This window comes from Pedobacter namyangjuensis (assembly GCF_003313325.1).
In the GTDB taxonomy this organism is placed as follows: domain Bacteria; phylum Bacteroidota; class Bacteroidia; order Sphingobacteriales; family Sphingobacteriaceae; genus Pedobacter; species Pedobacter namyangjuensis.
Window position 1 is genome coordinate 535,269 of the sequence record NZ_QMHQ01000003.1, and the last position, 24,869, is coordinate 560,137.

Genomic DNA, 24,869 nt, shown 5'->3' on the forward strand with positions numbered 1-24,869 from the left:
AAGTTTTACTTTTGTAATAATAAAAAAAGGATAACCGTTAACGCAATAAATACCATTTCTACCAACCATATCCGCTTCAAATCTTTAAAAATAAATCTAAAAATCATATCAGTTATAAAAGCAACCACAACAGTTGCTCCTAAAATAGCCTTGTATAATACGCTAAAATCTACATGACCCCTAGTTGCGTTTGACTGAAAGAAAGAAACCACAAAAAATGCTAGCGCTAACGCTGCAACTATGTTTAATGGCGTAAGTCTGAATTTCATTACTTCTTATCGAAACGTTTTTTATTTTTAAAAACCTTAGTTTTTTTTGCCTTTGCCCTAGCCTTTTCGCGTTCTCGCTCCTCAATTTGTTTAGCGTTTTTCTTCTCATGAAAAGCACCTTTAAAATCCGGGTCTTCTTTACGCTTTTGGTTATCAATTTCGCGAGCAATGTGTTGCTTTTCATTGTAAGGTGTTTCTTCAATAAACACACCTTCCGGAATTGGCTCAACAGGAATATACTGGCGGATTAATTTTTCAATCTTTCGCACATAATATTTATCCGCCTCGGTACTAAAAGTAATTGCATCGCCTGTGGCAAATGCCCTACCCGTTCTACCAATTCTGTGCACATAATCTTCAATAATAATCGGCACATCAAAGTTAATTACATGGCTTACATCGCTTACGTCGATACCCCTACTTGCCACATCTGTAGCAACTAAAACCCTAATATTTCCTTCCTTAAAACTATTAATAGAATTTATACGTGTATTCTGTCCTTTATTTGCATGAATTACCCTAACTGCCTCTTCGCCAAATCTGCGCACCACAAAGCTGTAAATATTATCGGCAACTGCTTTTGTTTTGCAGAAAATAATCAGCCTATTAAAAACCTCATCATCCTTCAACAAATGTTGTAACAGGTTTATTTTTGTTTTAAAGTTCGGCACTTCATACAAAACCTGCGTTACGGTACTTGCCGGGGTAGCTTGTTCAGAAGCTTCGATTGTAGTTGGATGTTTCAAAAAGTCGCCTGCAATTTTTTGCACCAACTCGCTCATGGTTGCAGAAAAAAGCAGGTTTTGACGCTTGCGAGGGACGATTTCCAAAATCCTGTGAATGGAGCCAATAAAGCCCATATCCATCATTTTATCTGCTTCGTCTAACACTAAAAACTGTAAGAATTTAGTATTTATATCTCCCGACAGGTAAATATCCAAGAAACGGCCAGGCGTTGCTATAATAATATCAACACCAGCCTTAATTTGCTCTTTTTGTGCCTTGGGACCAATACCGCCAAATATCACCACAGAGCGCAAATCAGTATAGGTAGAAAAACGCTTTACTTCTTCGGCAATTTGCATGGCCAACTCTCTTGTAGGCGCTAAAATTAATGCTCTTGGCGCATCGCCTTGCGCATACTTAAGCTTCATTAACATCGGCAAAACGTAAGCTGCGGTTTTACCTGTGCCCGTTTCGGCAATACCGCAAATATCCTGTCCAGATAATACCGGTGCAATTGCCTTTTCCTGTATTGGCGTAGCCACGGTATAACCCGCATCCGCAACCGCGTTTAATATCTGTCTGTTTAAATTAAATTCTTCGAACGATTTTGCCATAGCGCACAAAGATACAGAATAAGTCTGTAGTCCGAAGTTTATAGTCCAAAACTCGGCAATTCAAGCTTTTAAAACGCATCATAATTGATTTTGTAAACTTTTACAATAGCTTCTCGGCAATTTCAGTCCTGCTCTCGCTTCAATCTTTTACCCAAAAATCCCCTAAAGGGGAATGGTAAAAGGATTTCCACTAAATCAGGTTTAATTAACAAAAATTTTGCTGCTATAAAAAGCTAAATGCAAAATTTGCAGTCCGTTGGCTGAAGCCAACGGCAATGATGAAATAATGTTCTATAATTTAGAGTATAAATAAACATTTTAAACTATTCTTTGCCGTCGGCTTTAGCCAACGGTTAACAAAACAAAAGACGATTGGCTTTAGCCACAGTAACCAAAGTTCTTCCCCGTTGCCTAAAACTTTTACAAATCAGTTTTTCCGCCTTCTTGAAGTCATTAACCTAACAGACTTCCAAATCTCAAACTCCTAGAACCTTTTAAACCCCTAAACTTTACGGACTTTCAAACTTACCGACTTTCGGACTTTGAGATTCAACACAATCTCAACTCAATTTCCTAACTTTACAACCATGAATACTTACTTGATAAAAGGCGCTACTTTAGTTAACGAAGGCAAACAGTTTATTGCCGATGTTTTAGTAAAAAACGGAATTATTGAAAAAATTGGGCAAGGCTTATCAGCTGTTGGTGCCCAAGAAATTAATGCCGAAGGTTTACACCTTTTACCAGGAATGATTGATGATCAGGTTCATTTTCGTGAACCCGGGCTAACCCATAAAGCAGATATTTTTACCGAAAGTATGGCAGCTGTTGCCGGAGGTATTACCTCGTTTATGGAAATGCCAAATACTGTTCCCAATACCTTAACGCAAGAATTATTAGCAGACAAATATGCAATAGCGGCAGAAACCTCGCTTGCTAATTACTCGTTTTATATGGGCGCAAGCAATGATAATATTGAAGAAGTGTTAAAAACAGACGCTAAAAATGTTTGTGGAATTAAAGTTTTTATGGGCTCATCTACCGGAAATATGTTGGTAGACAATGAAAAAACCTTAGAAAATATTTTTAGCAAAGCACCTATTTTGGTAGCTACGCATTGCGAAGATGAAGCAACCATTAGAGAAAACCTTGCAAACTACAAAGCTAAATATGGTGATGACTTAACCATCGAAATGCACCCTTTGATTAGAAGCGCAGAGGCTTGCTACAAGTCGTCTTCATTAGCGGTAGAATTAGCAAAACGCTACAATACGCGTTTGCATATCCTGCACATTTCTACAGCCAAGGAGGTTGCACTTTTTGATAATTCCGTTGCACTAAAAGACAAAAAAATAACTGCAGAAGCTTGTGTCCATCACCTTTGGTTTAACGACCAAGATTATGCTACCAAAGGAAATTTTATAAAATGGAATCCTGCTGTAAAAACCGCTACCGACCAAGCCGGAATTTTACAAGGTATTTTAGCAGATAATATAGATGTTATAGCTACCGACCATGCGCCACATACTTTAGAAGAAAAACAATTGCCCTATGCGCAAGCTCCTTCTGGCGGTCCGTTGGTACAGCATGCCTTACCCGCATTGCTAGAAATGTATCTACAAGGAAAGATCAGCTTAGAGAAGATTGTTGAAAAGACTGCACACAACCTCGCTATATGTTTCGACATTGAGAAACGCGGTTTTATTAGAGAAGGTTATTGGGCAGATTTGGTTCTAGTGAATCTTAACGATCCATTTAAGGTAACGCCATTAAATATTTTTTACAAGTGCGGTTGGAGCCCTTTTGATGGACAAACTTTTAGAGCTAGCATAACGCACACTTTTGTTTCTGGAAATTTGGCCTATTTGAATGGCAAGTTCGTTACGCACCAAATTGGCAAGCGATTAACTTTCGAGAGATAATTTTTATTTTATTCTTTATATCGAGCAAGCAAAGCGAAGAGATATCTCGTTTAGTTTTTTTTAGAAATAGCATACGTTGAAGATATTTGATAAGTCCATTCGTAAAACGATTATAAAATCTGCCGTTCTTCTCGGTATAGCTTTACTCATTTTTATAATTGAGCTATTTCCGGATTTTGTACTTAAAACTTACTCAAATGGCATTTACCAAGTTATTTCTATAACACTTAGATTTTTAAGTTCTATTTTCCCTTATGCGCTAGGCGATTTATTTTACTTCCTTATCATCATCGCTCTGCTTAGGTTAATTTTTAAATTTGGCTGGCGACTTAAAAAAACAGGATGGCGCAAATCTGATAGGGTTAACGTGCCTTTAACTATAACCAACGCAATTTTAATTTTCTACGTTAGTTTCAAAATTCTTTGGGGCTTAAATTATGCTAGGCCAACCATAAACAAACAACTCAATATTGGCGACGAAAAATACACCGTTGAAAATTTAGTAAGGTTGGGCAATTATTTTATCACAAAAACAAATCGTTTACACCAAAAGGCCAATCATAACTACACTATTATTAGCCTTAAAAGGCAGTCGGTTTTAGCCTATAAAGAAATGGCTTCTAAAGATTCTTTTTTTAACTATAAAGCTCCATCGGTAAAACCTGTAATAAATGGTTGGTTAGTTAGCAAAATTGGCATCGAAGGTTATTATAATCCTCTAAGTGCCGAAGCAAATGTGAATATGAAACTACCGGCTTGGGTATTGCCTTTTGTAAGTTGTCACGAAATCGCCCATCAGCTAGGTGTGGCAAAAGAAGATGAAGCAAACTTAGTGGCTTATTTAGTTGGAAAAAACAGTAGCGACGCAAATCTGCAATATTCGGTAAACTATAATATGCTTCGTTATATTCTACTAGAAATAAAGATAAAATCTCCAGAGGATTACGTTGCCATGAGAGAGAAAATAGATGAAAACGTGTTAAAAGATTTTAAAGCGGAAAGCGAATTTTGGGCACAGTATAACGGCCAAATGTCAAATTACATGGGTATAGCGTTCGATAAATTTTTAAAGTTGAACAAACAAAAAACAGGCATTAAAAGCTATCAAAATATTGTAATTTGGTTATGGAATATTCATCGAAAAGAGTTGAATTAACCGTGTATAGCTTCCTTATTGCCGAAACTCTGTATTAATTCGCCCTCAAACTCCAACCATTCTTTCCAGCGTTTATCTACGTCAACATCAATAGTATATTTACGGGCAAAATTTAAAAAAGTAGTGTAGTGGCCAGCCTCAGAAACCATTAAATCATGGTAGAATTTAGCTAATTCTTCGTCTTTTATGTTTAGAGAAAGCACCCGAAAGCGTTCACAACTGCGGGCTTCAATCATGGCAGCAAACAAAAGCCTATCTATAAAAGCAGTATTTCTACTTCCATCCTTTTTGCTGAACTTAACTAATCTGCCTACGTAATCGTCTTTGCGCTCCCTACCTAAAACGTAACCACGTTGTTTAATAATATCAATTACCATTTTAAAGTGTTGCATTTCTTCAATGGCAATTGCAGTTAGTTCGTCAACTAAATCTTGGTGCTCTGAGTTTTGAGTAATTAAAGTAATTGCATTTGTAGCAGCCTTTTGTTCGCACCAAGCATGGTCGGTTAAAATCTCTTCTAAATTCGATTCGGCAATGTTTGCCCAACGCGGGTCTGTTAACAATTTTAGTCCTAGCATGTGCTCATTAGTTTGCCCGCAAATTTAAAAATATTTGATTTACATTTTTTAGAAAAACAATGTATTCCGATATCGCTCACCGTAGCCCCTCTTTCCGTTCCAATTCCCGATGAAAAAATCGGGATATTTCCACTGCAATAGGGTTTATACATTAAAGTCAGCAATGCTTCGCAACATAAAACCCGAGCCGCTAAAAAATCATTTTATGTGCTGAAGCCAAAAAACGCTTATTTTGCGTAAACTTTAAAGCATGGATGCAAATAAACTATTAATTATTGGTTTAGTATGGCCAGAACCAACCTCTTCTGCTGCAGGCACAAGAATGGTTCAGTTAGTAGAATTATTTTTAGCTAGCGGATTTGAAGTTACCTTTGGTTGCGCTGCTGCCAAAAGCGAGTTCAGTTTCAATTTAGCTTCTCTTGGTGTTGCCGAAAAACAAATCAAACTAAACGACGAGAGCTTTAATGATTTTATAAAAGACGCAAAACCAAACCTTGTAGTTTATGACCGTTTTGTAATTGAAGAGCAATTTGGCTGGCGTGTACAACAAGAATGCCCTTCGGCAATGACAATCCTCGATACGGAAGACCTGCACTTTTTAAGGCATGCTCGACAAGCAGTTGCAAAAAGTAAAAACGATGAACCAGAGCATTTATTTAACGATACGGCTAAAAGAGAAATTGCCTCTATTTTAAGGTGCGATTTGTCGCTAATTATTTCAGAAGAAGAAGTGAAACTGTTGCAGCATAAGTTCAGAATCGACCAATCCTTGCTTTACTACCTCCCTTTTTTAGAAAAAGAAATAACTACAGCCGAAATAGAAAAATGGACTTCCTTTAACGAAAGAAAGGATTTCGTGTTCATCGGCAATTTCCTACACGAACCAAATTGGCACACGGTACAGTTTTTAAAAACTAAAATTTGGCCAATTTTAAGAAAAAGAATACCTCAGGCGCAACTTAACGTGTATGGAGCTTATCCGAGCGAAAAAGTTTTTCAGCTGAATAATACGAAAGAAAACTTTAACATTTTAGGCAGAGCCGACAATGCAAAGGAAGTTATTTCGCAACACAGAATTCTGCTAGCGCCAATTCAGTTCGGTGCTGGCGCAAAAGGCAAATTTATAGATGCCATGCATGTTGGTACGCCTTCTGCAACAACATCTGTAGGTGCCGAAGCCATGAAAGGCAATTTAGAATGGAACGGATTTATTGAAGATGATGTAGATGAATTTATAAACAAAACGGTAGCGCTTTACCAAAATGAAGAACAATGGCATTGTGCACAGCAAAACGGCATTAAAATTATAAACGAAAGATACAATGCCAAAAAATTCTCCGATCAATTTATTGAAAAAGTAAAAGACATTTACGCCAAATTAGCCATCCACCGCCATAACAATTTCTTTGGCCAAATACTTAAGCACCATACGGTACAAAGCACAAAATACATGTCTTTGTGGATTGAGGAGAAGAATAAGAAGTGAAAAGTTGAGCGTAGAAACTGGGAACTTATTTTTGTGAGGTCGCTTCTTGCCAAAAGCAGATAAGCTTTGTTGCTAAACCTGATGGGACGGAAAGCCCCGATTTTTCATCGGGCTTGGAGGTACAGCAGGGCTATTGTACCCGAAGAGTTACCGAACCGTTCGTTTTCAAAAAAACAAAACAAGATCGGAGTTGGCCATCTATGCACTTTCTTTACAACATTAAAACATTTCAACATCAAAACATTGCAACAATCTCCGTAAATTTGCGACATGGCAAAAATATCCATTAACCTGGCTACGGGTTCGTTTCAACAAGAAGAGATTATAGTTGGTATAGATTTAGGCACAACCAATAGTTTGGTAGCATTTATCAATCCAGAGAAACAACCTCAAGTAATTAACGACACTGGAAAAGGGCTTTTAGTACCTTCTGTTGTGCATTTTAACGAACATGGAGCTGCTGAGGTTGGTAACGAAGCTAAAGCTTTTTTAACTACAGACCCTACCAATACTATCTTTTCTGTTAAAAGATTGTTAGGCCGTTCTTATAAAGATGTTGCTAGCCACCAAGATATTTTCAGCTACAAAATTATCGACGACGACAGTGATGCTTTAGTTAAAATTCAAGCTGGCGATAGATTTTATACACCAATAGAATTATCTGCAGAAATTTTAAAAGAACTAAAAGCTAGAGCTGAACATGCGTTAAAAACACCGGTGAATAGAGCGGTAATTACGGTTCCGGCCTACTTTAACGACAGCCAGCGCCAAGCTACGAGAGATGCGGGGAAACTTGCCGGATTAGATGTATTGCGTATTGTTAACGAACCTACTGCGGCAAGCTTAGCTTACGGTTTAGGATTAGATCCGACGCAACAAAAAACCATTGCGGTGTACGATTTAGGTGGTGGAACTTTTGATGTTTCCATTCTGCAAATACAAAATGGAATTTTTGAAGTTTTGGCAACTAATGGCAATACTTTTTTAGGTGGCGATGATTTTGACCGAGCTATTTTAAACTATTGGATTGAAAAAAACCAGTTAAACGCCAAGGAAGTTGCCAAAGATAATGTACTGATGCAAACTTTACGCTTGCAAGCAGAGTCGGCAAAAAAAGCGCTATCAACTCAAAATCTTTACAACGAGCAAGTTGGCGAAATTTGGTGTACGCTAGATAAAACTACTTTTGAAAAACTAATTACTGGTAAAGTACAAGAAACATTAACTTGTTGCCAACAAGCATTAACTGATGCAAATTTAACTATTGCCGACATAGACGAAGTTGTTTTAGTTGGTGGCTCTACCCGTACACCTTACGTTAAAAAAGCAGTTAGCGATTTCTTTGGTCGCGAACCGCATGACAATATTAATCCTGATGAGGTTGTTGCTTTAGGTGCAGCCATACAGGCTGATATTTTAGCGGGTAATCGCTCTGATATTTTATTGTTAGATGTTACGCCACTTTCTTTGGGTATAGAAACCATGGGTGGCTTAATGGATGTAATTATTGCTCGTAATAGCAAGGTACCTACCAAAGGAGGCAGGCAGTATACCACTTCTATTGATGGGCAAGTGAACATGAAAATCTCCGTATACCAAGGAGAACGCGATTTAGTTAAAGAAAACCGAAAACTGGCCGAGTTCGATTTAAAGGGAATTCCGGCAATGCCGGCTGGCTTGCCAAAGGTTGACATTAACTTTTTGCTAAATGCGGATGGGATATTAACGGTACAGGCTATAGAGTTGCGTTCTGGCGTAAAGCAGGAAATTGATGTGGTACCTAGTTATGGCTTAAACGATGATACGGTAGAAAAGATGTTGATTGACAGCATTGAAAATGCTAAAAGCGATGTTGAACAACGCATGCTAATTGAAGCTAGAAGTGAAGGTGAGCAGTTGGTTTACACCGCAGAGCGATTTATTTCGAAAAATAGCGAGATTTTAACTGCTGAAGAAATACAAGAAACCAACAACTATATTGACGCGTTGAAAGATGCTTTATCGGCAGGCGAAAAAGATCTTATCCTTAAGAAAGCTGATGAGCTGAACGAATTTACTCGCCCATTTGCAGAGCGATTGATGGATATGGCCGTTGGACAAGCAATGAAGGGCAAGAGCATAGACGAACAGTAGTTTTTTTGTTTTTTGGCGCTGTGTGATGTGACAGATTTGCAATCTGTAAATTCGTATTGAAATAGAGCGCATTACGATACCCAATCGAGTTGGGTATGACGAAATAATAAAATATTTAAAACCCGGTAATGCTTCTGGATTACAAATCATGAAGAGCACACAATAAAATCTGTGTTAATCTGTGTGTATCAGTGGTCAATATTTGTTCTACGCTTGTAACTCTGCTGTTCCTCTTGTGTAAAACTTTTTGCTGTTACAGATTTGCAATCTGTAAATTCGTATTGAAATAGAGCGCATTACGATACCCAATCGAGTTGGGTATGACGAAATAATAAAATATTTAAAACCCGTAATGCTTCTGGATTACAAATCACGAAGAGCACACAATAAAATCTGTGTGTATCAGTGGTCAATATTTGTTCTATGGTTGTAACTCTGCTGTTGCTCTTGTGTTAAAACTCTTTGCTGTTACAGATTTGCGATATGTAAATTCGTATTGAAATAGAGCGCATTACGATACCCAATCGAGTTGGGTATGACGAAATAATAAAATATTTAAAACCCGGTAATGCTTATGTATTACAAATCACGAAGAGCACACAATAAAAGCTGTGTTAATCTGTGTGTATCAGTTGTCAATAGTTGTTCTACGCTTGTAACTCTGCTGTTGCTTTTGTAATAAGTTCAATAATATATATACTTCCTTCCCGAAGTATAATTAAACTAAATCGCAGAAAATAGTTATCCTTGCAGCAATCATTCTTATATTTAAAAAAACTATATTTTACGATACTACGCTGTAAGAATGGAGAATGATAAGGAAAAGTTAAATACGCTATTGCTAAAACTCGAAAATCTGTCGCTAAGGCAACAGAATTTTGAAGCGGAAATAAATAGTTTAAAGCAGGAAATTATAGCTTTAAAAGGTGGAAGTCCAATAGTAAATGAACTTGTAAAAGAAGCAGAGCTACCACCGGTACATGTTCCGCCATTTGCAACCGTATTTCCTCCAAAAAATACACCACCAACTTTTACCGCTCCACCCATAAAACCTAGTCAACCTAGTTTTGCCGATAAATTTAATCGTGCTAACATGGGTAAGTCTGACTTTGAAAAATTCATCGGTGAGAATTTAATTAGCAAAATTGGTATCCTGATTTTAATCATCGGGGTTATAATTGGCGCAAAATATGCGATAGATAAAGAATTACTTAGTCCACTTACCCGTATAATTTTAGGTTATTTGGTTGGCGTTGGCTTAACAGGATTTGCGCTGAAATTAAAAGCAAAATACGAAAGCTTTAGCGCAGTTTTACTAAGTGGCGCAATGGCAATCATGTATTTTATAACCTACGCTGCTTACGATTTTTATGCATTACTTACGCAGCCGCTAGCATTTTTATTAATGGTAGTTTTTACGTGTTTTACCGTTTTTGCCGCCGTAAAATACGACAAACCTGTTATTGCGCACATTGGATTAGTTGGCGCTTATGCGGTACCTTTTTTGCTGAGCGATGGTTCCGGAAAAGTAGCCGTATTGTTTAGCTACATGACGATTATTAATATCGGAATTTTAGTTTTAAGCTTCAAAAAACACTGGAAGTCGCTCTTTTATCTATCATTCTCTTTTACTTGGATCATCTTCTGTTCGTGGTTAGCTGCTGATTACGAAACCAAAAATTTTACTTTGGCTTTTGGTTTTTCAAGTATTTTCTTCGCCATTTTTTACGGTTGCAATTTAGCCTACAAACTTAGAAAAGCCGAACTTTTTGGCATAAGTGACGTAATAATCCTCCTGTTAAATTCATTTGTTTTTTACGGAATCGGCTACTTTTTATTGGCCGAACATAAAAATGGAGCCGAACTGTTGGGCTTATTCACTTTGGCTAATGCTATCATCCACTTTGTGGTTTGCTTGTTTATTTACCGGTTAAAATTGGCCGACAAAAACCTATTTTACTTTATCTTGGCGATGGTAATCACCTTTATTACACTTGCCATACCGGTACAATTAAGTGGCAATTGGGTAACAATTTTCTGGGCCATGGAGGCTACTATCCTATTCTATTTAGGAAAATCTAAAAACATATCCATTTATCAAAAACTTTCATTTCCATTAATATTTTTGGCTTTTTTAAGCTTATTAGAAGATTGGTCGCACAACAATTCAGAGTTTAATTATTTGGGTGATTATAGCATAACAAAGCCCTTTATAAATGTTCAGTTTTTATGTGGTGTTATATTCATCGGCTGTTTTACGGCTATGTTGTTCATTAACAAAAAGTCAAAATCTGAAACCCTTAGCAACGGCATTAACAAAGTAATTACCGATATCTTAACCTATACCATACCCAGTATTTTAATCATCGTTACTTATTTTACGTTTAGAACCGAAATTGGAAACATTTTCCGCAATCTATTTGAAGGCACAAAAATAAACACAGGTTCAAAAGGGAACACTTATTACGAATACAATGTCGATTACAAGAACCTTAAGACAATTGCAGTATTTATTTATTCTATGTTTTTTGCTAGCGCATTAACCTTGTTAAATATTAAAAAGATAAAAAGTAAAGAACTTGCTGTTGCAAATGCTTCAATAAATACCGTAACTATTTTAGCATTTTTGGTGCAAGGCTTATTTATTTTGAGTGAATTGAGGCACAGTTTTATTCATCAAGTCAATAAGTATTTTATAAGCGGGAGTATAAATATCGGTGTAAGATATATTGCTATAGCATTTTTTGGATTATTGATTTATTCCTGCTATAAATTAGCAAAAGCTGATATTTTTAAGGTGAAATTTAAAAAAGCATTCGATTATCTGCTTTACATTGCTATACTTTGGGTGCTCAGCAGCGAGCTTTTACATTGGTTAGAAATTGCAGGCCTTCAATCTGGATACAAATTAGGCTTAAGCATTTTGTGGGGCGTTTACTCGCTAGTATTAATTGGCATCGGTTTATGGAAAAACAAAAAGTTTCTACGTATCGGAGCTATTGTGCTTTTTGCCATCACATTGCTTAAGCTTTTCTTATATGATATTGCTTCGCTGGATACCATTTCGAAAACCATAGTCTTCGTATCGTTAGGTGTACTTTTATTACTCATATCCTTCCTTTATAACAAATACAAACATTTAATTATAGACGATGTTAAAACTGAAAATTAAACTATTTGCTTTGTTTTTGTGCGGAACTTTAGGTTTACAGGCGCAAACAAATCAATATAAATATAAACGAGAATTAAAGGGAATAAGCACTACTTGGAACGGCTTGCAACTTCCAAACCAGCTTTTTAGTAAAGTGCAAGTTGGCTTGGCAGATCTGCGAATTTACGGTTATAAAGGTAAAGACACCGTAGAAGTACCTTATATTTTGGAGCAAAGCGCTAATCAAATTACCGAAAGCGAGATACCTTTTAATATCATAAATAAAAGTAGTAACGCAAATGCATTTTACTATACTTTTCAGGCTTCGGCTGTAAGTACGATTAACCAAATTAAACTTTCGTTTAAGCAGTTAAATTTTGATTGGAGAGTAGTTTTAGAAGGTAGCAACGATAACCAAAATTGGTTTACGCTGTTAAAGGATTACAGGATTTTAGCCATTAAAAATAACCAAACCGATTATAAATTTAGTGAGCTTAACTTCCCTACTGCAAGTTATAAGTATTTTAGAATGGCCATTAAAGCATCTGAGCAACCAGAATTAACCGCAGCAAAAGTACTTAAAACAGATACGTTAAAAGGCGTTTATAAAACTGTTGCTTACAGAAATTATAACATTCTGAATGACAAAGCTAACAAAACCACTAGTGCAACAATAGACTTGGCTGAACCAACGCCCCTATCCTATTTAAAAATTAACCTATCTCGAGATATTGACTTCTACAGAAACTTAACGATTGAATATGCTACCGATAGTTTTAAAACGGAAAAAGGTATGCAATATAATTACGAGCCACTTTTTGCTGGCACAATTAGTTCTTTAGAACTTCCAGAATTTAACTTTCCGGGAACCTTACTATCTAGGTTAAAATTAACAATCGAAAATAACGACAATAAGCCCTTGCATATTTCGTCTTTTGAGTTAAAAGGTCCGGTTTACGAGCTGGTGGGAAGGTTTGATGACCAGAATTTAAATTACTTTTTATATTACGGCAGCAAAGACGCCACAACGCCTGTTTACGAACTTAAAAATTTCGAGAATAAAATTCCCATGACTGTAAATACTTTAGATGTTGGCGACGAGCAATTAAATCCTAATTTTAAATCCGATCCAAAGAAGACCCCACTCTTTGAAAACAAGCTGTGGTTATACGGATTAATGGTATTAATCATCGCTTTGCTAGGCTTTTTTGCGTTTAAAATGTTAAAGAACTAACGTTGAGCCACGAATAAAACAAGAAAAAAACATTCAACAAAACCTATGAGCTTTCTAAAAAACATATTTGGTTCTAAAGAACAAACCATCAAAAACTATAACGATTTCTGGAAATGGTTTCAGGAGAATGAAAAGTCATTCTATCAAGTAGTAAAAGAGGGTAAAAAAATAGAAGAAGAATTCTTCAGCGAGCTTTCTCCTAAGCTGGGGCAGCTAAGAGAAGGCTATTATTTTTTAACAGGAATGATGAATGAAGACACTGCAGAACTGATTTTAACGGCCGATGGTAGAGTAAAAAATATTGTTTTTGTAGAAGAATTGGTAAACGCAGCACCCGACATAAATGGATGGAAATTTACTGCTTTCAAACCCGCTTTAGACATTGAAGATGTTAGTATTAAAATGGGAGATTACGAATTTTCTAAAGATAATATTAGCTTTTATTACAACGAAGATGCAAATTATCCAGATGAGATTGATATTGTTTTAGTAAATGACAACTTAAACGAAAGTAATAAAGATGAAATAACCAATGGTACATTTATTTTTATAGACAATCTTTTAGGGGAACTGAACTTTGCAACAACCATAGATAACATCGTTGTAGTTGGGAAAGACAAAGCTGAAAAAGAGCTCATTTCTATCAAAAAGCTCAAGGATTTTTTAATCTGGAGAGAAAAAGAATTTATAGAAAAATACGATGATGTGTGGCATAGCACCGAAACCAACAATCACTCTATTTTAGAAGGTTCTCTCCAAAACGGAAAACCACTTTTGGCGGTAGTAAATATGGATTTATTAAATTGGGAAAACAAAGCTTCACATCCTTGGATTTTAGTGATTGAAACCAAATTTAATGCAGACCCAAATGGTTTCCCAAGTGACAAAACTTTGGCCGAATTAAATGAATTGGAAGATGTTTTGTTGGAGGAATTAAAGGATAGCGAGGGTTATTTAAATATTGGTAGAGAAACTGCAGATGCCATTAGAGAAATTTATTTCGCATGTAAAGATTTTAGAAAACCACCTAAAGTTGCAGAACAAATTATCGCAAAATACGGAGATAAATTTAGCATAACTTTTGATATCTATAAAGATAAGTACTGGCAGTCCTTCAATCGTTTTACAGGTAATTAAAAATCACTCTTCAAAAACAGATTTAAATATTTACCTAAGACTTAGATAAGGAAAGCATTTGCATCGGTAATCGGTAAATATAGTCCCGCCCTCGTTTCTGCCGAAGAAAAATCGGCATCCACTAAGTCGGGTTTATTTTTTAATGGTCAACCTGTAAAAGTGAAATAATTATGGACGCTGTAAAATTTAAGTACATTCCTAAAATATCAACAGCATTAACATTTTTGTTTTTATTAGTAGTGGTAATGTTATTGTTTTTAGGCCGAACGGTAGATTTCCTAAAATTCGATTTCATCACGCAACAATATCCCGATTTCTATTTCAACATCTCCAATCTCGCCATAAGTTATTTTATCTACGCTAGCATTGGTTATTTGTGGCTAATGTTAGGTATAAATTTTAAATTCATTAACTTTCTAGGCATTTTTTTAATACTGGCAAACCTCATTTACGAACTTTGGATTCCCGTGTTAAACACACCAGATCTAATTGATGCTTACTTCGGCTTCGCCGGAACGTTGGTAGCATTCATATTTCTTTTGCTTACTTCTAAATACGGACTTAATATCAATACGCAAGCCTAAACTCATTTAAAACCAAGTAATTTTTCATTATCTTCATTTTATGAAAAGATTAACAACCATTGCTTTGTTAATCATCCCTTTTCTATTATGTACTTCTTGGGGCTTTTTTGCGCATCGGCGGATAAACCAATTGGCAATTTTTACGTTGCCACCAGATATGCTTGGATTTTTTAAAACCGGGCATAAATACATTACCGAACACGCCGTAGACCCAGATAAACGTAGATATTTAGATACACTAGAAGCCCCGCGACATTACTTGGACGTTGAGAATTACGAGAAACATATCGATAGTATACCAGAAAAATTTAATGATGCACTGGCAAAATACGGACAGAAAAAATTAAACGAAAACGGAATTGTTCCCTGGCAAATCCAACGTTCGTATTACAGCTTGGTTAACGCCTTCAAAAACCACGACTCGCTAAAAATACTTAAGTATGCTGCAGATTTAGGCCATTATATTGGAGATGCCCACGTTCCTTTGCATACAACAGCCAATCATAACGGACAGTTAACCAACCAACATGGCCTACATGCATTTTGGGAAAGCAGAATCCCAGAGCTTTTTGCAGGAAATTATAATTTCGTAGTCGGTAAAGCAGCATATATTGACGATCCTTTAAAACAAGCTTGGAAAATTGTTAAACATTCGCATTCGTTGGTAGATACCGTTGTACGCTTTGAATCAATTTTAAATGGATCTTTTCCATCCGATCAAAAATATAGCTTTACAGAAAGAAACAACGTAGTGCTTAAGCAATATTCAGAAGCTTATTCAAAGGCGTACCAAGATAAAATGAATGGCATGGTGGAAAAGCAAATGCGCTCTGCCATTATAATGATAGGCTCTTATTGGTTTTCGGCTTGGGTAGATGCTGGCCAGCCTACGCTTAAAAACCTGATTAAAGTTGAGCCAACCGCAGAGGAATTAAAAGCAGCTGAACTACTAAACAAAAAATATAAAGAAGGCAAAATTATTGGAAGAGAAAATTAATATAATCCGTTGGCTAAGTATAATAACAATGAATGATTTTTTATTCGCCATTACCGCTGAGGCGGAAATCGTAATGCCAATTATTAACTGCTGAATCTCTCTTAAGCTTTTAGATTGGCAATCGAGCTGACAATGGATGAAAATCTATCCTAATTCGTCATTTCGAACGAGTTCTTCACGAGGAAAAATCTCTTTCCATCTTGGGAACTGAATGAGTTGTAGCCGATACCAAACAGGCTGAGATATCTCGTCGTTACGCTCCCTTGATATGACGAAAGAATTTACTAATCTTCCTTAATCTCTTCTTCGATTTGTTTCTCAATAGGCTTTTTAGAAAATACAGATTTTAAAGCTGCGTAAATTACCGGAACGAAAGTTCCAACGGCAATAATCAATACTAAAATCTCAAAATTTTTCTCTACAAACGGAATTTTACCTAAAAGGAAACCAGCAAATAATAAACTTCCAATCCACGCTACACCACCAATAACATTATAATAAGTAAACTTACCGAAAGACATGTTGGCTGCACCAGCAACAAATGGCGCAATAGTTCGTAAAATTGGTAAGAAACGACTAAAAACGATAGCTTTAGCGCCGTGTTTCTCAAAGTACTCGTGTGCTTGGTGATAATATTTTAATTTCAGGATTTTATTATTTTCCTTAAAAACCTTAATTCCGAAATATTTTCCTAACCTATAGTTTACTGTATTACCAGCTATTGCGGCAAAAATCAAAATCAACAGCATAAACCAGATGTTTAAACCTGTTCCTTCGCCAGCAACTAAGGCACCAACAGCAAATAACATCGAATCGCCGGGTAAAAATGGCGTAACTACAAAACCGGTTTCAGCAAAAATAATCAGAAAAAGAATGAGATAAGTCCAGGTTTTATACTCCTGCATAATTAACTCTAAAGTCTCTTTGGTATTGGTAAGTAATTGTACTAGTAGATCGAAGAATTCCAATGTTATATAATTTTTAACAAAAGTAAGGATATCGTTTTGATAAACCTCTAAAATTTAAAATATGACTGCAATTAAATATTTTTACGTTCATCTTTCCTTATTTCAAACTCGGAACAAGAAGTTGAAGTCTCCTGAGCACAGCAAAATGTTAGAGATATTTCCTCGATATGCTACGCTAGAATGATGAGTTGGAGAAATAAATCAAAAAAAAATGGCCCGGTAAAACCGAGCCATTATATTTATTTAAACTAGCAAATCTTTATTCTTTGCTCTTTTGTCCTTCTTCTACTTAGTAACTGTTATTAAGCATTACCGGCATCACCAACATCAAAACATCTTCATTTTCGTCGTTAGTTTGCGGAATTAACAACCCTGCACGATTAGGCGTAGACAATTCTAAAGTAACTTCTTCGCCACTTAAATTGGTTAACATTTCAATTAAGAAACGAGCATTAAATCCAATCTCTAAATCTTCTCCTTCGTACTGGCAGCTTAAACGTTCGTGAGCTTCGTTAGCAAAATCTAAATCTTCTGAAGAAATATGCAATTCGCTACCGCTAATTTTTAAACGTACTTGGTGTGTGGTTTTATTAGCAAAAATTACAACTCTACGCAACGTATTTAAAAACAAAGCTCTATCAATAACCAATTTATTAGGGTTATTGCCGGGAATTACCGCTTCGTAATCTGGGTAACGCTCATCAATTAAACGACAAACCAAATTGATATTCTCGAATTTAAAAAAAGCACTTGTAGCATTATAATCTACAGAAACATTAACATCTGTATTTGGCAATGCAGCTTTTAACAACGTTAAGGCTTTTTTTGGAAGGATGAAAGAAGAAGCTTTATCGGCCTTGCTATCCATACGGCGGTAACGAACCAATTTATGTGCATCGGTAGCTACGAATGTAATGTGCTGAGGCGAAAGTTGACAGAATACACCTGTCATTGCTGGGCGCAACTCATCGTTGCTAACTGCAAAAATGGTTTTTGTAATTGCTTCTGTTAAAACCGAAGCTGGTAAATTTACGCTAGATGCGTTCTCTACAACCGGAATTTTAGGAAAGTCATCACCGTTTTCGCCACTCAATTTATATTTTCCATCTCCAGCGCTAATCTCAATCGAAAAAGAATTGTCATCGATATTGAACGAAATTGGCTGATCTGGTAATGTTTTTAAAGTATCTAATAATATTCTAGATGGTACGGCTACTTTTCCTTCTTCTTTAGACTCTACAGCCAAAGAAGTTGTCATACTAGTTTGTAAATCAGTAGCAGAAATAGTAAGGTTTCCTTCTTTAATTTCGAAAAGAAAATTCTCTAATATTGGTAGAACAGTACTGCTGCTAGATGCACCATTTACCGTTTGTAAATGCTTTAATAATGTTGAAGTTGATACTATAAATCTCATAGCTTATTTTGTATTTATCAAAAATAGAAAAATTACTTAGCATACTTGTGTTTGCGGTAATAATGTTGAAAAATTGCGAAACATATTAACAATGCCAATGGCGCTAAAGAATTTATCAGCTGCCATTTCAATTTTTCGGTACGTAAAACCGTTTTATCTAGCAATCTTTCTTTAATTTCCTTATTACGCAAGGCGATTAAATTATCGGCATCGGTAAAATAATCGGCAATATTTAAAAGCAATGCCTTATTGCCAAAATTCTGTTGTGTGTAACGATCAAATCCTAATGGAAATGTGGAATTATCGTTTTTATTTACCTGATTTGAGAACACATCCCCATCGCCTATAACAATCATTTTTGTAAGCTTACTCTGAGCAGGTACATTATAATTTTCGGTGATCCCTTCTGGCACCGGTCTGTTAAGGAAAACTGATTTAAAGCTTCCTTCCAATAGTACTCCGACGGGCTTTGGAACGCTTGTATATTCCTCTTGCTTAGGTTGTTCAGCAATCATTTGCAACGACAATAGCTTCGGCGTATCGAAAATTTTGTTAAAGTTAGATGTACTCAGAATAATCTTTTTGTTTACGTTAGCCACGCCTATGGTATCTACCGTACTGGCAAACTCAGCCTTTACACCATCAATATTTTTAACCACTAAGTTGCTTGTATCCGGCAGTAAAACCGGAAAGTAAAACCAAGGCGCCACATCTATCTGTGCTTGTTGACCTGACCCTGTAGCTATTGGAATCATGGCGCTATGCACATCGGTTACCAAATTATAATTTACTCTCGCACCGTACTCAAAAAGCATGTCGTTTAAGTTTAAATCGTAATTATTTGCCATCATCTGTGGCTGTTGTTGCAATTGATCTAAATTGGCATTTACCTGATCTATCGCCCAAACTACTCGACCGCCTTTCATTACAAAATAGTTGATTTTGTATTTTTCCAATTCGGTTAATGCTTTTTGAGGTTTTGCAATCACCATCACGTCCAAATTATCCAAGCCTTCTTTATTGGCCAGATTCAAATCAACTCGAGTTACGTAATAGTTTGATGAAAGCGATACAATAGCATCATACAATTGCTGGTTATTTGGCTCGCCATGCCCTTCTGTAAAACCAATGTTTGGGCTATAGCCAGTTTGCAAACGTTTAATTGCAGAGGTAACTATATATTCTAAATCCTGAATAGAACTGGTAATTTTTGCTTCGTAATCTGTGGCAGCGCCACCTGTTTTACTTAATAAATTAATCGCAATTGGCTTATCATCACTTTCAATCAAAGCCATCGGAAAAATGATCTTTTGTGTTATCCCTGCATCGCTTTTAATGTTTACTGCTAATGGATTAATGCCAATTTCGGCAAGTTGTGTAATTACTTCCTCTTGGTCGTTGGCAATCTTGCCCTCTAACGGATCAACAAACAGGATCTTAATGTTTACTCCAGCTTCGGCTTTGTAGTCAGCTAACAAATCACGTGTTGCATTACGTAGCCGCTTGAAAGCTGATGGCATTTCTCCATCCAAAAAAACCGTTATTAAAATGTCCTTTTTAGCGTTTTTTAATACATCTCTTGTTTTTGCAGATAAAGTGTATCGTCTTTCTTTCGTAAAATCAAATCGGGTGTAAAAATTTTGCGCAAAAATATTTATCAGTACTAAAAAAGTAAGGAAGCCAAATATTTTCAAATATCTTTTACTCTTTGGTCCTTGCGCCTTGTTCTTAAACCCTTGCTCCTTTTTCCTTGCGCCATCTCCATTCCTCTTTAATTCTTCCATTTCTTGCCCTCCAAAATCAACTTCGTTAAACCTAAAAACACTAATGCAAAAGAAATAAAATAGACCAGGTCTCGGGTATCCAAAACACCGCGACTAATAGACTGATAATGTTCGTTTATGCCGATGTTTAACAAGATGGTTTCTACAGAACTGGCTACAAAAATTTTGCTAGCCGCTTCGAAACCGCTATAAGCCAAAAAACATACAAACACAGCTACGGCAAATGCAATTACCTGATTTTTAGTTATTGATGATGAAAAAATACCTACAGCCGTAAAAGCATTACCTAAAAAAAACAGGCCTAAATAAGATCCAATTACCGCTCCCGTATCTATATTGCCTTTTGGGAAACCAAGCTGATAAATACTAAAGAAATAGATTGAAGTAGGCAAAAGAGCCAATATCAAGAGTACCACACATGCAAAATATTTTGCTAAAATAATCTGGCTATCACTAATTGGCTTTGTTGCTAATAACACGTAGGTGCCTTCTCTTCGTTCTTCGGCAAAAGAGCGCATAGTAATAGCCGGAACTAAGAACATAAACAGGAATGGGGCAAGGCTAAAAAAACCGTTCATTTCTGCGTAACCATAATCCAAAATTGACGTTTCTGGAAAAAACCAGAGCAAAAGCGCACAGGCTAATAAAAATACACCAATGGTGATATAGGCCACTAGCGAGCTCAAAAAACTAAATAATTCTCGTTTAAATACTGCGTACATGCAAAGCAATTAGTGTTGCCGAAGTTAAGTAAATATTTACGTTTGCAAATTAATGGTTTTAAATACGAATGGAAAAAATTCTCTTCTCGTGAGCGAAGTATTTAAAAAAACCTATAAACAAAAAAGGCTTCCCACATTGTGAGAAGCCTTTATTATTTCGTAATTAAAACTTAGAACATAAAGCCTAAGCCTATTGAAAAAACGCGATTTTTGGTTTTCATGTCAAATCCAGTGCTTTCATCGTTAATGATATTGCTTAAGCCAAGACCATAGCCTGCATGTAGATTTAATCCATTTTGCAACTGATAACCACCTAAGAAATTTAGACCGAAATCCATTCTCTTTGCTTGCCCATCTCCAGAACCAAATTCAGCATCTTCTTTTACATCTCCAGATTTTGCGTTTCCTGATAAAGCATAAGCTGCGTAAGGGCCTGCACCAACGAAGAATTTACCAGTACCAGCATTAAAATTAGCCATTAGGTTTACTGGAAGCTCCAAATAAGAGAAATTAACAGATGCATCTTGGCTGGTCATTTCGTCGTCCAAACTAGATTTTGTTCCTTTACTCATAAAAGTTAAGCCAGGTTGTACTGAGAAAATGTCAGATACTTTAATATCTGCGACACCTCCTACATAAAATGTGGTTTTAGCATCTAAACTAACTGAGGTGCCCATTGCAGAAAAGCTTAAATTAGGGAAAGCAACACCTGCTTTTACACCGAAAGAAACTGGTTTGTCTTGAGCCGAGGTTACAGCAACAAAGCCTGCAACAAGCGCTAATGATAGAAATAATTTTTTCATTTTGTTTGATTGGTTTTTTTAACAAAACTATAAAATTAGTACAAATAAAAAAGCCTTGATAAAATTAATTATCAAGGCTTTATAAATTTTAAATTGGCTTATAAACCAAATGCATAAGCAGCACGGATTCCGATGAATGATAATGTAGTGCTATTTTTTGACCAACCTTCATAACGAATACCCAAATCAATACTTGATTTATCCGCTACAGAAAACGATGCACCAATAGTTGGAGCAAAAGTGAATGCAGTACCTGCATTGTTTTCAGTGAATATTGCAGCACCTACTTCGCCAGCGCCATAAAAATTACCACCAAAGTAATATTTAGCTCCTGCTTTCAATGGAATAACACCAGAATTAGTAGCGCCTAAATCTTTAAGTTCTTTTTCAGGAGCGAGCGAAAGGTAACCAGCATTTACAGTTAAATTTAAAGATTTAGCTACGTTGAACTCACCCATAGCCGAACCGCCAAAACCTAAAGCTAAACCATTAGTGTTGTCACCAATCGGCAACAAAAAATCAGGACCTACACTGATTTTATTAACAGCACCTTCAGTTTGTGCATTTGCTGCAAAACCTAAACCAGCTACTAATGCTAACGATAATAATAATTTTTTCATTGTTGTAAGATTAAATTAGTTAATTATTAATTTTCGAGGTTAGACACAACAATACTGCCAATCGTTACAACTTATAAGAATTATGAAATTCTGATTACTAAACAAATAGTTAATCAAATGTAAATCAATTAAATAATTTTTCAGGTTTTTAAAACAATTAGCAACCTACAAATTAAAGGCATATCCTGCCCTAATGGCAAAATAATTAAAGCTACTTAAGCTTCTGCCACTTGTTGATGACACACTGGCACCTGTCCAAGCTTCGTACCTAATACCCAAATCAATGTAATTACTGTTATTCTTATTTTTAAGATAAGTGCCAACTCCAGGGCTCCAGGCAAAGGTTGTTTTTGTAGTACCGCTTACTGGAAGTGCTACACCTAATTGGCCTTCCAAATAAAAGTCTTCGCCAGTATAATACTTTAAACCGCCCTTAATGGGCACAGCTGTAATAGATTGTATAGATGTACCAATTACCCTAATTCGCTTTCCAAGGAAATGAGTATAATCACCTTGTGCAGTTATAGAAAATTTAGGCGATAAGCCAACTTCGGCCTTTACGTAAGCGCCCAACCCGAAACCACTAACATTGCTAGAATTACCTGTTGGCAGATAAATAGACGGTCCAACAACGACATTATTTCTTTGTGCGTTTGCGGCTAGGTTTATAAAAATTAAAAAGATAAAAATGCGTAAACTGTAATTCATTAGTTTAAAGTAAGTTTTCTAAAAATTTCTTCTAAAGAGCTGTCCTGATACTGTTCTTTTAGTTTGGCTAATGTGTTGTTTGCCACAATTTCGCCTTTATTAATGATAATTATCTCGTCGCACAGCGCTTCTACTTCTTGCATAATGTGGGTAGAAATAATAACCGTTTTGTTAACCCCTAATGTTTTTATCAACGCCCTAATATCTGTAAGCTGATTTGGATCTAAACCAGAAGTTGGCTCGTCTAAAATTAGCACTTGCGGGTTATGAATAATGGCTTGTGCCAAACCTACACGTTGCTTGTAGCCTTTACTTAGCATACCAATCTTTTTATGCTGTTCTGGTGTTAAGCCAACTCGTTTAACTACATCCTCCACCCTTTGCTTTAAGTTCTTTAGTTGGTAGGTTTCGCCTACAAAACTTAAAAACTCTTTAATGTACATATCATTATAAAGTGGCGTATTTTCTGGCAAATAGCCAATTAAACTTTTTACCTCTAAAGGTTCGTTTAAAATATTTTTACCACAAATTTCGGCTTCGCCGGATGTTGGCGCCAAGTACCCCGTAAGCATTTTCATGGTGGTTGACTTGCCTGCGCCATTCGGACCTAAGAAACCAAGTATTTTACCCGGATTTGCTTCAAAACTGATTTGATTTACAGCTCTTTGGTCGCCATAATGCTTAGCTAAAGCTCTTACTTTTACACTCAATTTATTTTAGGGTTAAGTTCTTAAGTTTTAATTTATTTGCATTGCGATAGCTATCAAACTGCTCGCCAGCGAGAACCAGTTCATCTGTTGATATGATATCTACGCCGTTTGCCAGAAGCTTTTCGTAAACTTTTTGGTTTGGATTAGCTTTTGCGCTTCTATCTAAGTTGCCCATTGTTCCTAAAATACAAGTTATGCCCTTAGCATGCAAATACTCGTAAACGCTTTTATCAGCGGCAGCGGTTCCGGTAAAGGCTACTATTTTATCATTAGGCACGCCAACTTCGTTTAAACGCTCAATGTCTTCTATTTTTCTGGCAGATGCCGATATCATTAAATCTGGCGCAAGGTGGTGAACTTCCGCAGCCTGATTTGCATTGTAAGTAATTACAATGGCATTGGTTTCTGACTTTGTTCTGCGAACTGCGTCTACAATTTTTGCAAAAGGCACACCTCTTTTAACATCGATAGTAAAGATCACTTTGTTTTTGCCCCAATTCAATACTTCATCTAAGGTCGGGATTTTAAATTCGGTAACCTTGCTCTCGTTGTCCTTCAGGTTTAGCTTTTTAAGCTCTGCGTATGTATAACTACCAATTTCTCCCGTTCCAGTTGTAGTTCGATCCAATTTGTTATCGTGCATAATTACCAAAACAGAATCTTTGCTCAAAGCTACATCAAACTCTATAATTACGGGTTGGATTTGTGTTGCATTCTCAAAAGTTTCAATGGCATTTTCTGGAAAACCAGGCATTGGTCCGCCGCGATGTGCAGAAATTAAAGGAAATGCACCAGCTTTTCTGTTTAAAAAATCGTTAAATTCTTTAGGTGTTTTAAACGAGATATATTGTTTTTTATTTGGTGCTACAAAAGATATGCAACCAGCAAAAACAAGCAAAAAAAGGAAATTCAGTTTTTTCATGCACCAAAAATAGTGTTATTGTTTATGCTTTTTTTAAGGATGATATTTTTTTATTGTTAGCTTTTTAAACCTCGCAGGTTTTTGTCGAACCGTTGCTTTTCTACTTTAATATTCGAACTGCCTTTGCAAACTAAACCTGATAAAAGCGAGCACGAATCCCGATTTTTCATCGGGATAAGTAAAGCGGTTAGCAGGGCCAACATTAATCATGGCAGTGATTTGCTTTTTAAA

21 protein-coding genes are annotated in these 24,869 nt (G+C 36.1%); 9 read left to right on the forward strand and 12 right to left on the reverse strand.

The annotated features are described in order from the left end of the window. Nucleotides 1–5: 5 nt before the first annotated feature. On the reverse strand, nucleotides 6–269 hold the full coding sequence (locus DUT69_RS14190; protein WP_113653900.1) for a hypothetical protein: 264 nt from the start codon (nucleotides 267–269) through the stop codon (nucleotides 6–8). Then, the gene (locus tag DUT69_RS14195) at nucleotides 269–1,609 is read right to left on the reverse strand and encodes a DEAD/DEAH box helicase (protein ID WP_113653901.1); all 1,341 of its coding nucleotides are present in this window, start codon (nucleotides 1,607–1,609) and stop codon (nucleotides 269–271) included. Before DUT69_RS14195 ends, DUT69_RS14190 begins: the two co-directional genes overlap by 1 nt. A gap of 587 nt (nucleotides 1,610–2,196) precedes the next feature. Between DUT69_RS14195 and DUT69_RS14200 the strand changes: the two genes are divergently transcribed. Further along, nucleotides 2,197–3,531: a dihydroorotase gene (locus tag DUT69_RS14200; RefSeq protein ID WP_113653902.1), complete on the forward strand. Its 1,335-nt coding sequence runs from the start codon at nucleotides 2,197–2,199 to the stop codon at nucleotides 3,529–3,531. A 76-nt stretch (nucleotides 3,532–3,607) separates the two neighbouring features. Beyond that, nucleotides 3,608–4,687 carry a DUF3810 domain-containing protein gene (locus DUT69_RS14205; RefSeq protein WP_113653903.1) on the forward strand — a complete coding sequence of 360 codons (1,080 nt, stop codon included), beginning with the start codon at nucleotides 3,608–3,610 and terminating at the stop codon, nucleotides 4,685–4,687. Here the strand turns inward: DUT69_RS14205 and miaE are convergent. Then, a complete protein-coding gene (miaE, locus tag DUT69_RS14210) occupies nucleotides 4,684–5,265 on the reverse strand; it encodes a tRNA-(ms[2]io[6]A)-hydroxylase (RefSeq protein WP_113653904.1) in 582 nt (193 codons plus the stop codon). The two genes, DUT69_RS14205 and miaE, sit on opposite strands and share 4 nt — an antisense overlap. A gap of 250 nt (nucleotides 5,266–5,515) precedes the next feature. Between miaE and DUT69_RS14215 the strand changes: the two genes are divergently transcribed. From DUT69_RS14215 to DUT69_RS14245, 7 genes are all read left to right on the forward strand, one after another. After that, the gene (locus DUT69_RS14215; RefSeq protein ID WP_113653905.1) at nucleotides 5,516–6,751 is read left to right on the forward strand and encodes a glycosyltransferase; all 1,236 of its coding nucleotides are present in this window, start codon (nucleotides 5,516–5,518) and stop codon (nucleotides 6,749–6,751) included. A 270-nt stretch (nucleotides 6,752–7,021) separates the two neighbouring features. Continuing rightward, a complete protein-coding gene (gene hscA, locus DUT69_RS14220) occupies nucleotides 7,022–8,884 on the forward strand; it encodes a Fe-S protein assembly chaperone HscA (protein ID WP_113653906.1) in 1,863 nt (620 codons plus the stop codon). Between the two features lie 805 nt (nucleotides 8,885–9,689). Continuing rightward, nucleotides 9,690–12,056, forward strand: a complete 2,367-nt coding sequence (locus tag DUT69_RS14225) for a DUF2339 domain-containing protein (RefSeq protein WP_113653907.1) — start codon at nucleotides 9,690–9,692, stop codon at nucleotides 12,054–12,056. Beyond that, entirely contained in the window at nucleotides 12,037–13,269 is a 1,233-nt protein-coding gene (locus DUT69_RS14230; protein ID WP_113653908.1) for a DUF3999 family protein, read from the forward strand. Before DUT69_RS14225 ends, DUT69_RS14230 begins: the two co-directional genes overlap by 20 nt. Before the next feature lie 45 nt (nucleotides 13,270–13,314). After that, on the forward strand, nucleotides 13,315–14,406 hold the full coding sequence (locus tag DUT69_RS14235; RefSeq protein WP_113653909.1) for a DUF695 domain-containing protein: 1,092 nt from the start codon (nucleotides 13,315–13,317) through the stop codon (nucleotides 14,404–14,406). Nucleotides 14,407–14,576: 170 nt separating this feature from the next. After that, on the forward strand, nucleotides 14,577–14,990 hold the full coding sequence (locus DUT69_RS14240; RefSeq protein WP_113653910.1) for a hypothetical protein: 414 nt from the start codon (nucleotides 14,577–14,579) through the stop codon (nucleotides 14,988–14,990). A 40-nt stretch (nucleotides 14,991–15,030) separates the two neighbouring features. After that, nucleotides 15,031–15,987, forward strand: a complete 957-nt coding sequence (locus DUT69_RS14245; protein WP_113653911.1) for a zinc dependent phospholipase C family protein — start codon at nucleotides 15,031–15,033, stop codon at nucleotides 15,985–15,987. 284 nt (nucleotides 15,988–16,271) lie between these two features. On the opposite strand, the gene DUT69_RS14250 is transcribed toward DUT69_RS14245, so the two are convergent. The 9 genes from DUT69_RS14250 to DUT69_RS14290 form a co-directional block, all read right to left on the reverse strand. After that, nucleotides 16,272–16,955, reverse strand: a complete 684-nt coding sequence (locus DUT69_RS14250; protein ID WP_113653912.1) for a VTT domain-containing protein — start codon at nucleotides 16,953–16,955, stop codon at nucleotides 16,272–16,274. A gap of 289 nt (nucleotides 16,956–17,244) precedes the next feature. Beyond that, nucleotides 17,245–18,369 (reverse strand): DNA polymerase III subunit beta, encoded by a 1,125-nt coding sequence (dnaN, locus tag DUT69_RS14255; protein WP_113653913.1) that lies wholly within the window; start codon nucleotides 18,367–18,369, stop codon nucleotides 17,245–17,247. Between the two features lie 32 nt (nucleotides 18,370–18,401). Further along, on the reverse strand, nucleotides 18,402–20,153 hold the full coding sequence (gldG, locus tag DUT69_RS14260; protein WP_113653914.1) for a gliding motility-associated ABC transporter substrate-binding protein GldG: 1,752 nt from the start codon (nucleotides 20,151–20,153) through the stop codon (nucleotides 18,402–18,404). After that, the gene (gldF, locus tag DUT69_RS14265) at nucleotides 20,141–20,875 is read right to left on the reverse strand and encodes a gliding motility-associated ABC transporter permease subunit GldF (protein ID WP_113653915.1); all 735 of its coding nucleotides are present in this window, start codon (nucleotides 20,873–20,875) and stop codon (nucleotides 20,141–20,143) included. The genes gldG and gldF overlap by 13 nt, the downstream gene beginning before the upstream one ends. Nucleotides 20,876–21,045: 170 nt before the next feature. Beyond that, nucleotides 21,046–21,678, reverse strand: coding sequence for a porin family protein (locus DUT69_RS14270; protein ID WP_113653916.1), 633 nt, complete (start codon nucleotides 21,676–21,678; stop codon nucleotides 21,046–21,048). Between the two features lie 98 nt (nucleotides 21,679–21,776). Continuing rightward, nucleotides 21,777–22,298 (reverse strand): acyloxyacyl hydrolase, encoded by a 522-nt coding sequence (locus DUT69_RS14275; protein ID WP_113653917.1) that lies wholly within the window; start codon nucleotides 22,296–22,298, stop codon nucleotides 21,777–21,779. A 165-nt stretch (nucleotides 22,299–22,463) separates the two neighbouring features. Next, on the reverse strand, nucleotides 22,464–23,006 hold the full coding sequence (locus DUT69_RS14280) for a hypothetical protein (RefSeq protein ID WP_113653918.1): 543 nt from the start codon (nucleotides 23,004–23,006) through the stop codon (nucleotides 22,464–22,466). Further along, entirely contained in the window at nucleotides 23,006–23,716 is a 711-nt protein-coding gene (locus DUT69_RS14285; protein ID WP_113653919.1) for an ATP-binding cassette domain-containing protein, read from the reverse strand. Before DUT69_RS14285 ends, DUT69_RS14280 begins: the two co-directional genes overlap by 1 nt. A 1-nt stretch (nucleotide 23,717) precedes the next feature. Beyond that, nucleotides 23,718–24,638, reverse strand: a complete 921-nt coding sequence (locus DUT69_RS14290) for a glycerophosphodiester phosphodiesterase family protein (RefSeq protein WP_113653920.1) — start codon at nucleotides 24,636–24,638, stop codon at nucleotides 23,718–23,720. Nucleotides 24,639–24,869: the final 231 nt, after the last annotated feature.

What these genes read in the sequence shown, in the direction of transcription:
- gldG (WP_113653914.1), bottom strand. Translation starts at nt 20,153, where the DNA reads ATGGAAGAATTAAAGAGGAATGGAGATGGCGCAAGGAAAAAGGAGCAA.
- DUT69_RS14230 (WP_113653908.1), top strand. Translation starts at nt 12,037, where the DNA reads ATGTTAAAACTGAAAATTAAACTATTTGCTTTGTTTTTGTGCGGAACT.
- DUT69_RS14270 (WP_113653916.1), bottom strand. Translation starts at nt 21,678, where the DNA reads ATGAAAAAATTATTTCTATCATTAGCGCTTGTTGCAGGCTTTGTTGCT.
- miaE (WP_113653904.1), bottom strand. Translation starts at nt 5,265, where the DNA reads ATGCTAGGACTAAAATTGTTAACAGACCCGCGTTGGGCAAACATTGCC.
- DUT69_RS14225 (WP_113653907.1), top strand. Translation starts at nt 9,690, where the DNA reads ATGGAGAATGATAAGGAAAAGTTAAATACGCTATTGCTAAAACTCGAA.
- hscA (WP_113653906.1), top strand. Translation starts at nt 7,022, where the DNA reads ATGGCAAAAATATCCATTAACCTGGCTACGGGTTCGTTTCAACAAGAA.
- gldF (WP_113653915.1), bottom strand. Translation starts at nt 20,875, where the DNA reads ATGTACGCAGTATTTAAACGAGAATTATTTAGTTTTTTGAGCTCGCTA.
- DUT69_RS14215 (WP_113653905.1), top strand. Translation starts at nt 5,516, where the DNA reads ATGGATGCAAATAAACTATTAATTATTGGTTTAGTATGGCCAGAACCA.
- DUT69_RS14245 (WP_113653911.1), top strand. Translation starts at nt 15,031, where the DNA reads ATGAAAAGATTAACAACCATTGCTTTGTTAATCATCCCTTTTCTATTA.
- dnaN (WP_113653913.1), bottom strand. Translation starts at nt 18,369, where the DNA reads ATGAGATTTATAGTATCAACTTCAACATTATTAAAGCATTTACAAACG.
- DUT69_RS14200 (WP_113653902.1), top strand. Translation starts at nt 2,197, where the DNA reads ATGAATACTTACTTGATAAAAGGCGCTACTTTAGTTAACGAAGGCAAA.
- DUT69_RS14290 (WP_113653920.1), bottom strand. Translation starts at nt 24,638, where the DNA reads ATGAAAAAACTGAATTTCCTTTTTTTGCTTGTTTTTGCTGGTTGCATA.
- DUT69_RS14195 (WP_113653901.1), bottom strand. Translation starts at nt 1,609, where the DNA reads ATGGCAAAATCGTTCGAAGAATTTAATTTAAACAGACAGATATTAAAC.
- DUT69_RS14235 (WP_113653909.1), top strand. Translation starts at nt 13,315, where the DNA reads ATGAGCTTTCTAAAAAACATATTTGGTTCTAAAGAACAAACCATCAAA.
- DUT69_RS14280 (WP_113653918.1), bottom strand. Translation starts at nt 23,006, where the DNA reads ATGAATTACAGTTTACGCATTTTTATCTTTTTAATTTTTATAAACCTA.
- DUT69_RS14275 (WP_113653917.1), bottom strand. Translation starts at nt 22,298, where the DNA reads ATGAAAAAATTATTATTATCGTTAGCATTAGTAGCTGGTTTAGGTTTT.
- DUT69_RS14190 (WP_113653900.1), bottom strand. Translation starts at nt 269, where the DNA reads ATGAAATTCAGACTTACGCCATTAAACATAGTTGCAGCGTTAGCGCTA.
- DUT69_RS14240 (WP_113653910.1), top strand. Translation starts at nt 14,577, where the DNA reads ATGGACGCTGTAAAATTTAAGTACATTCCTAAAATATCAACAGCATTA.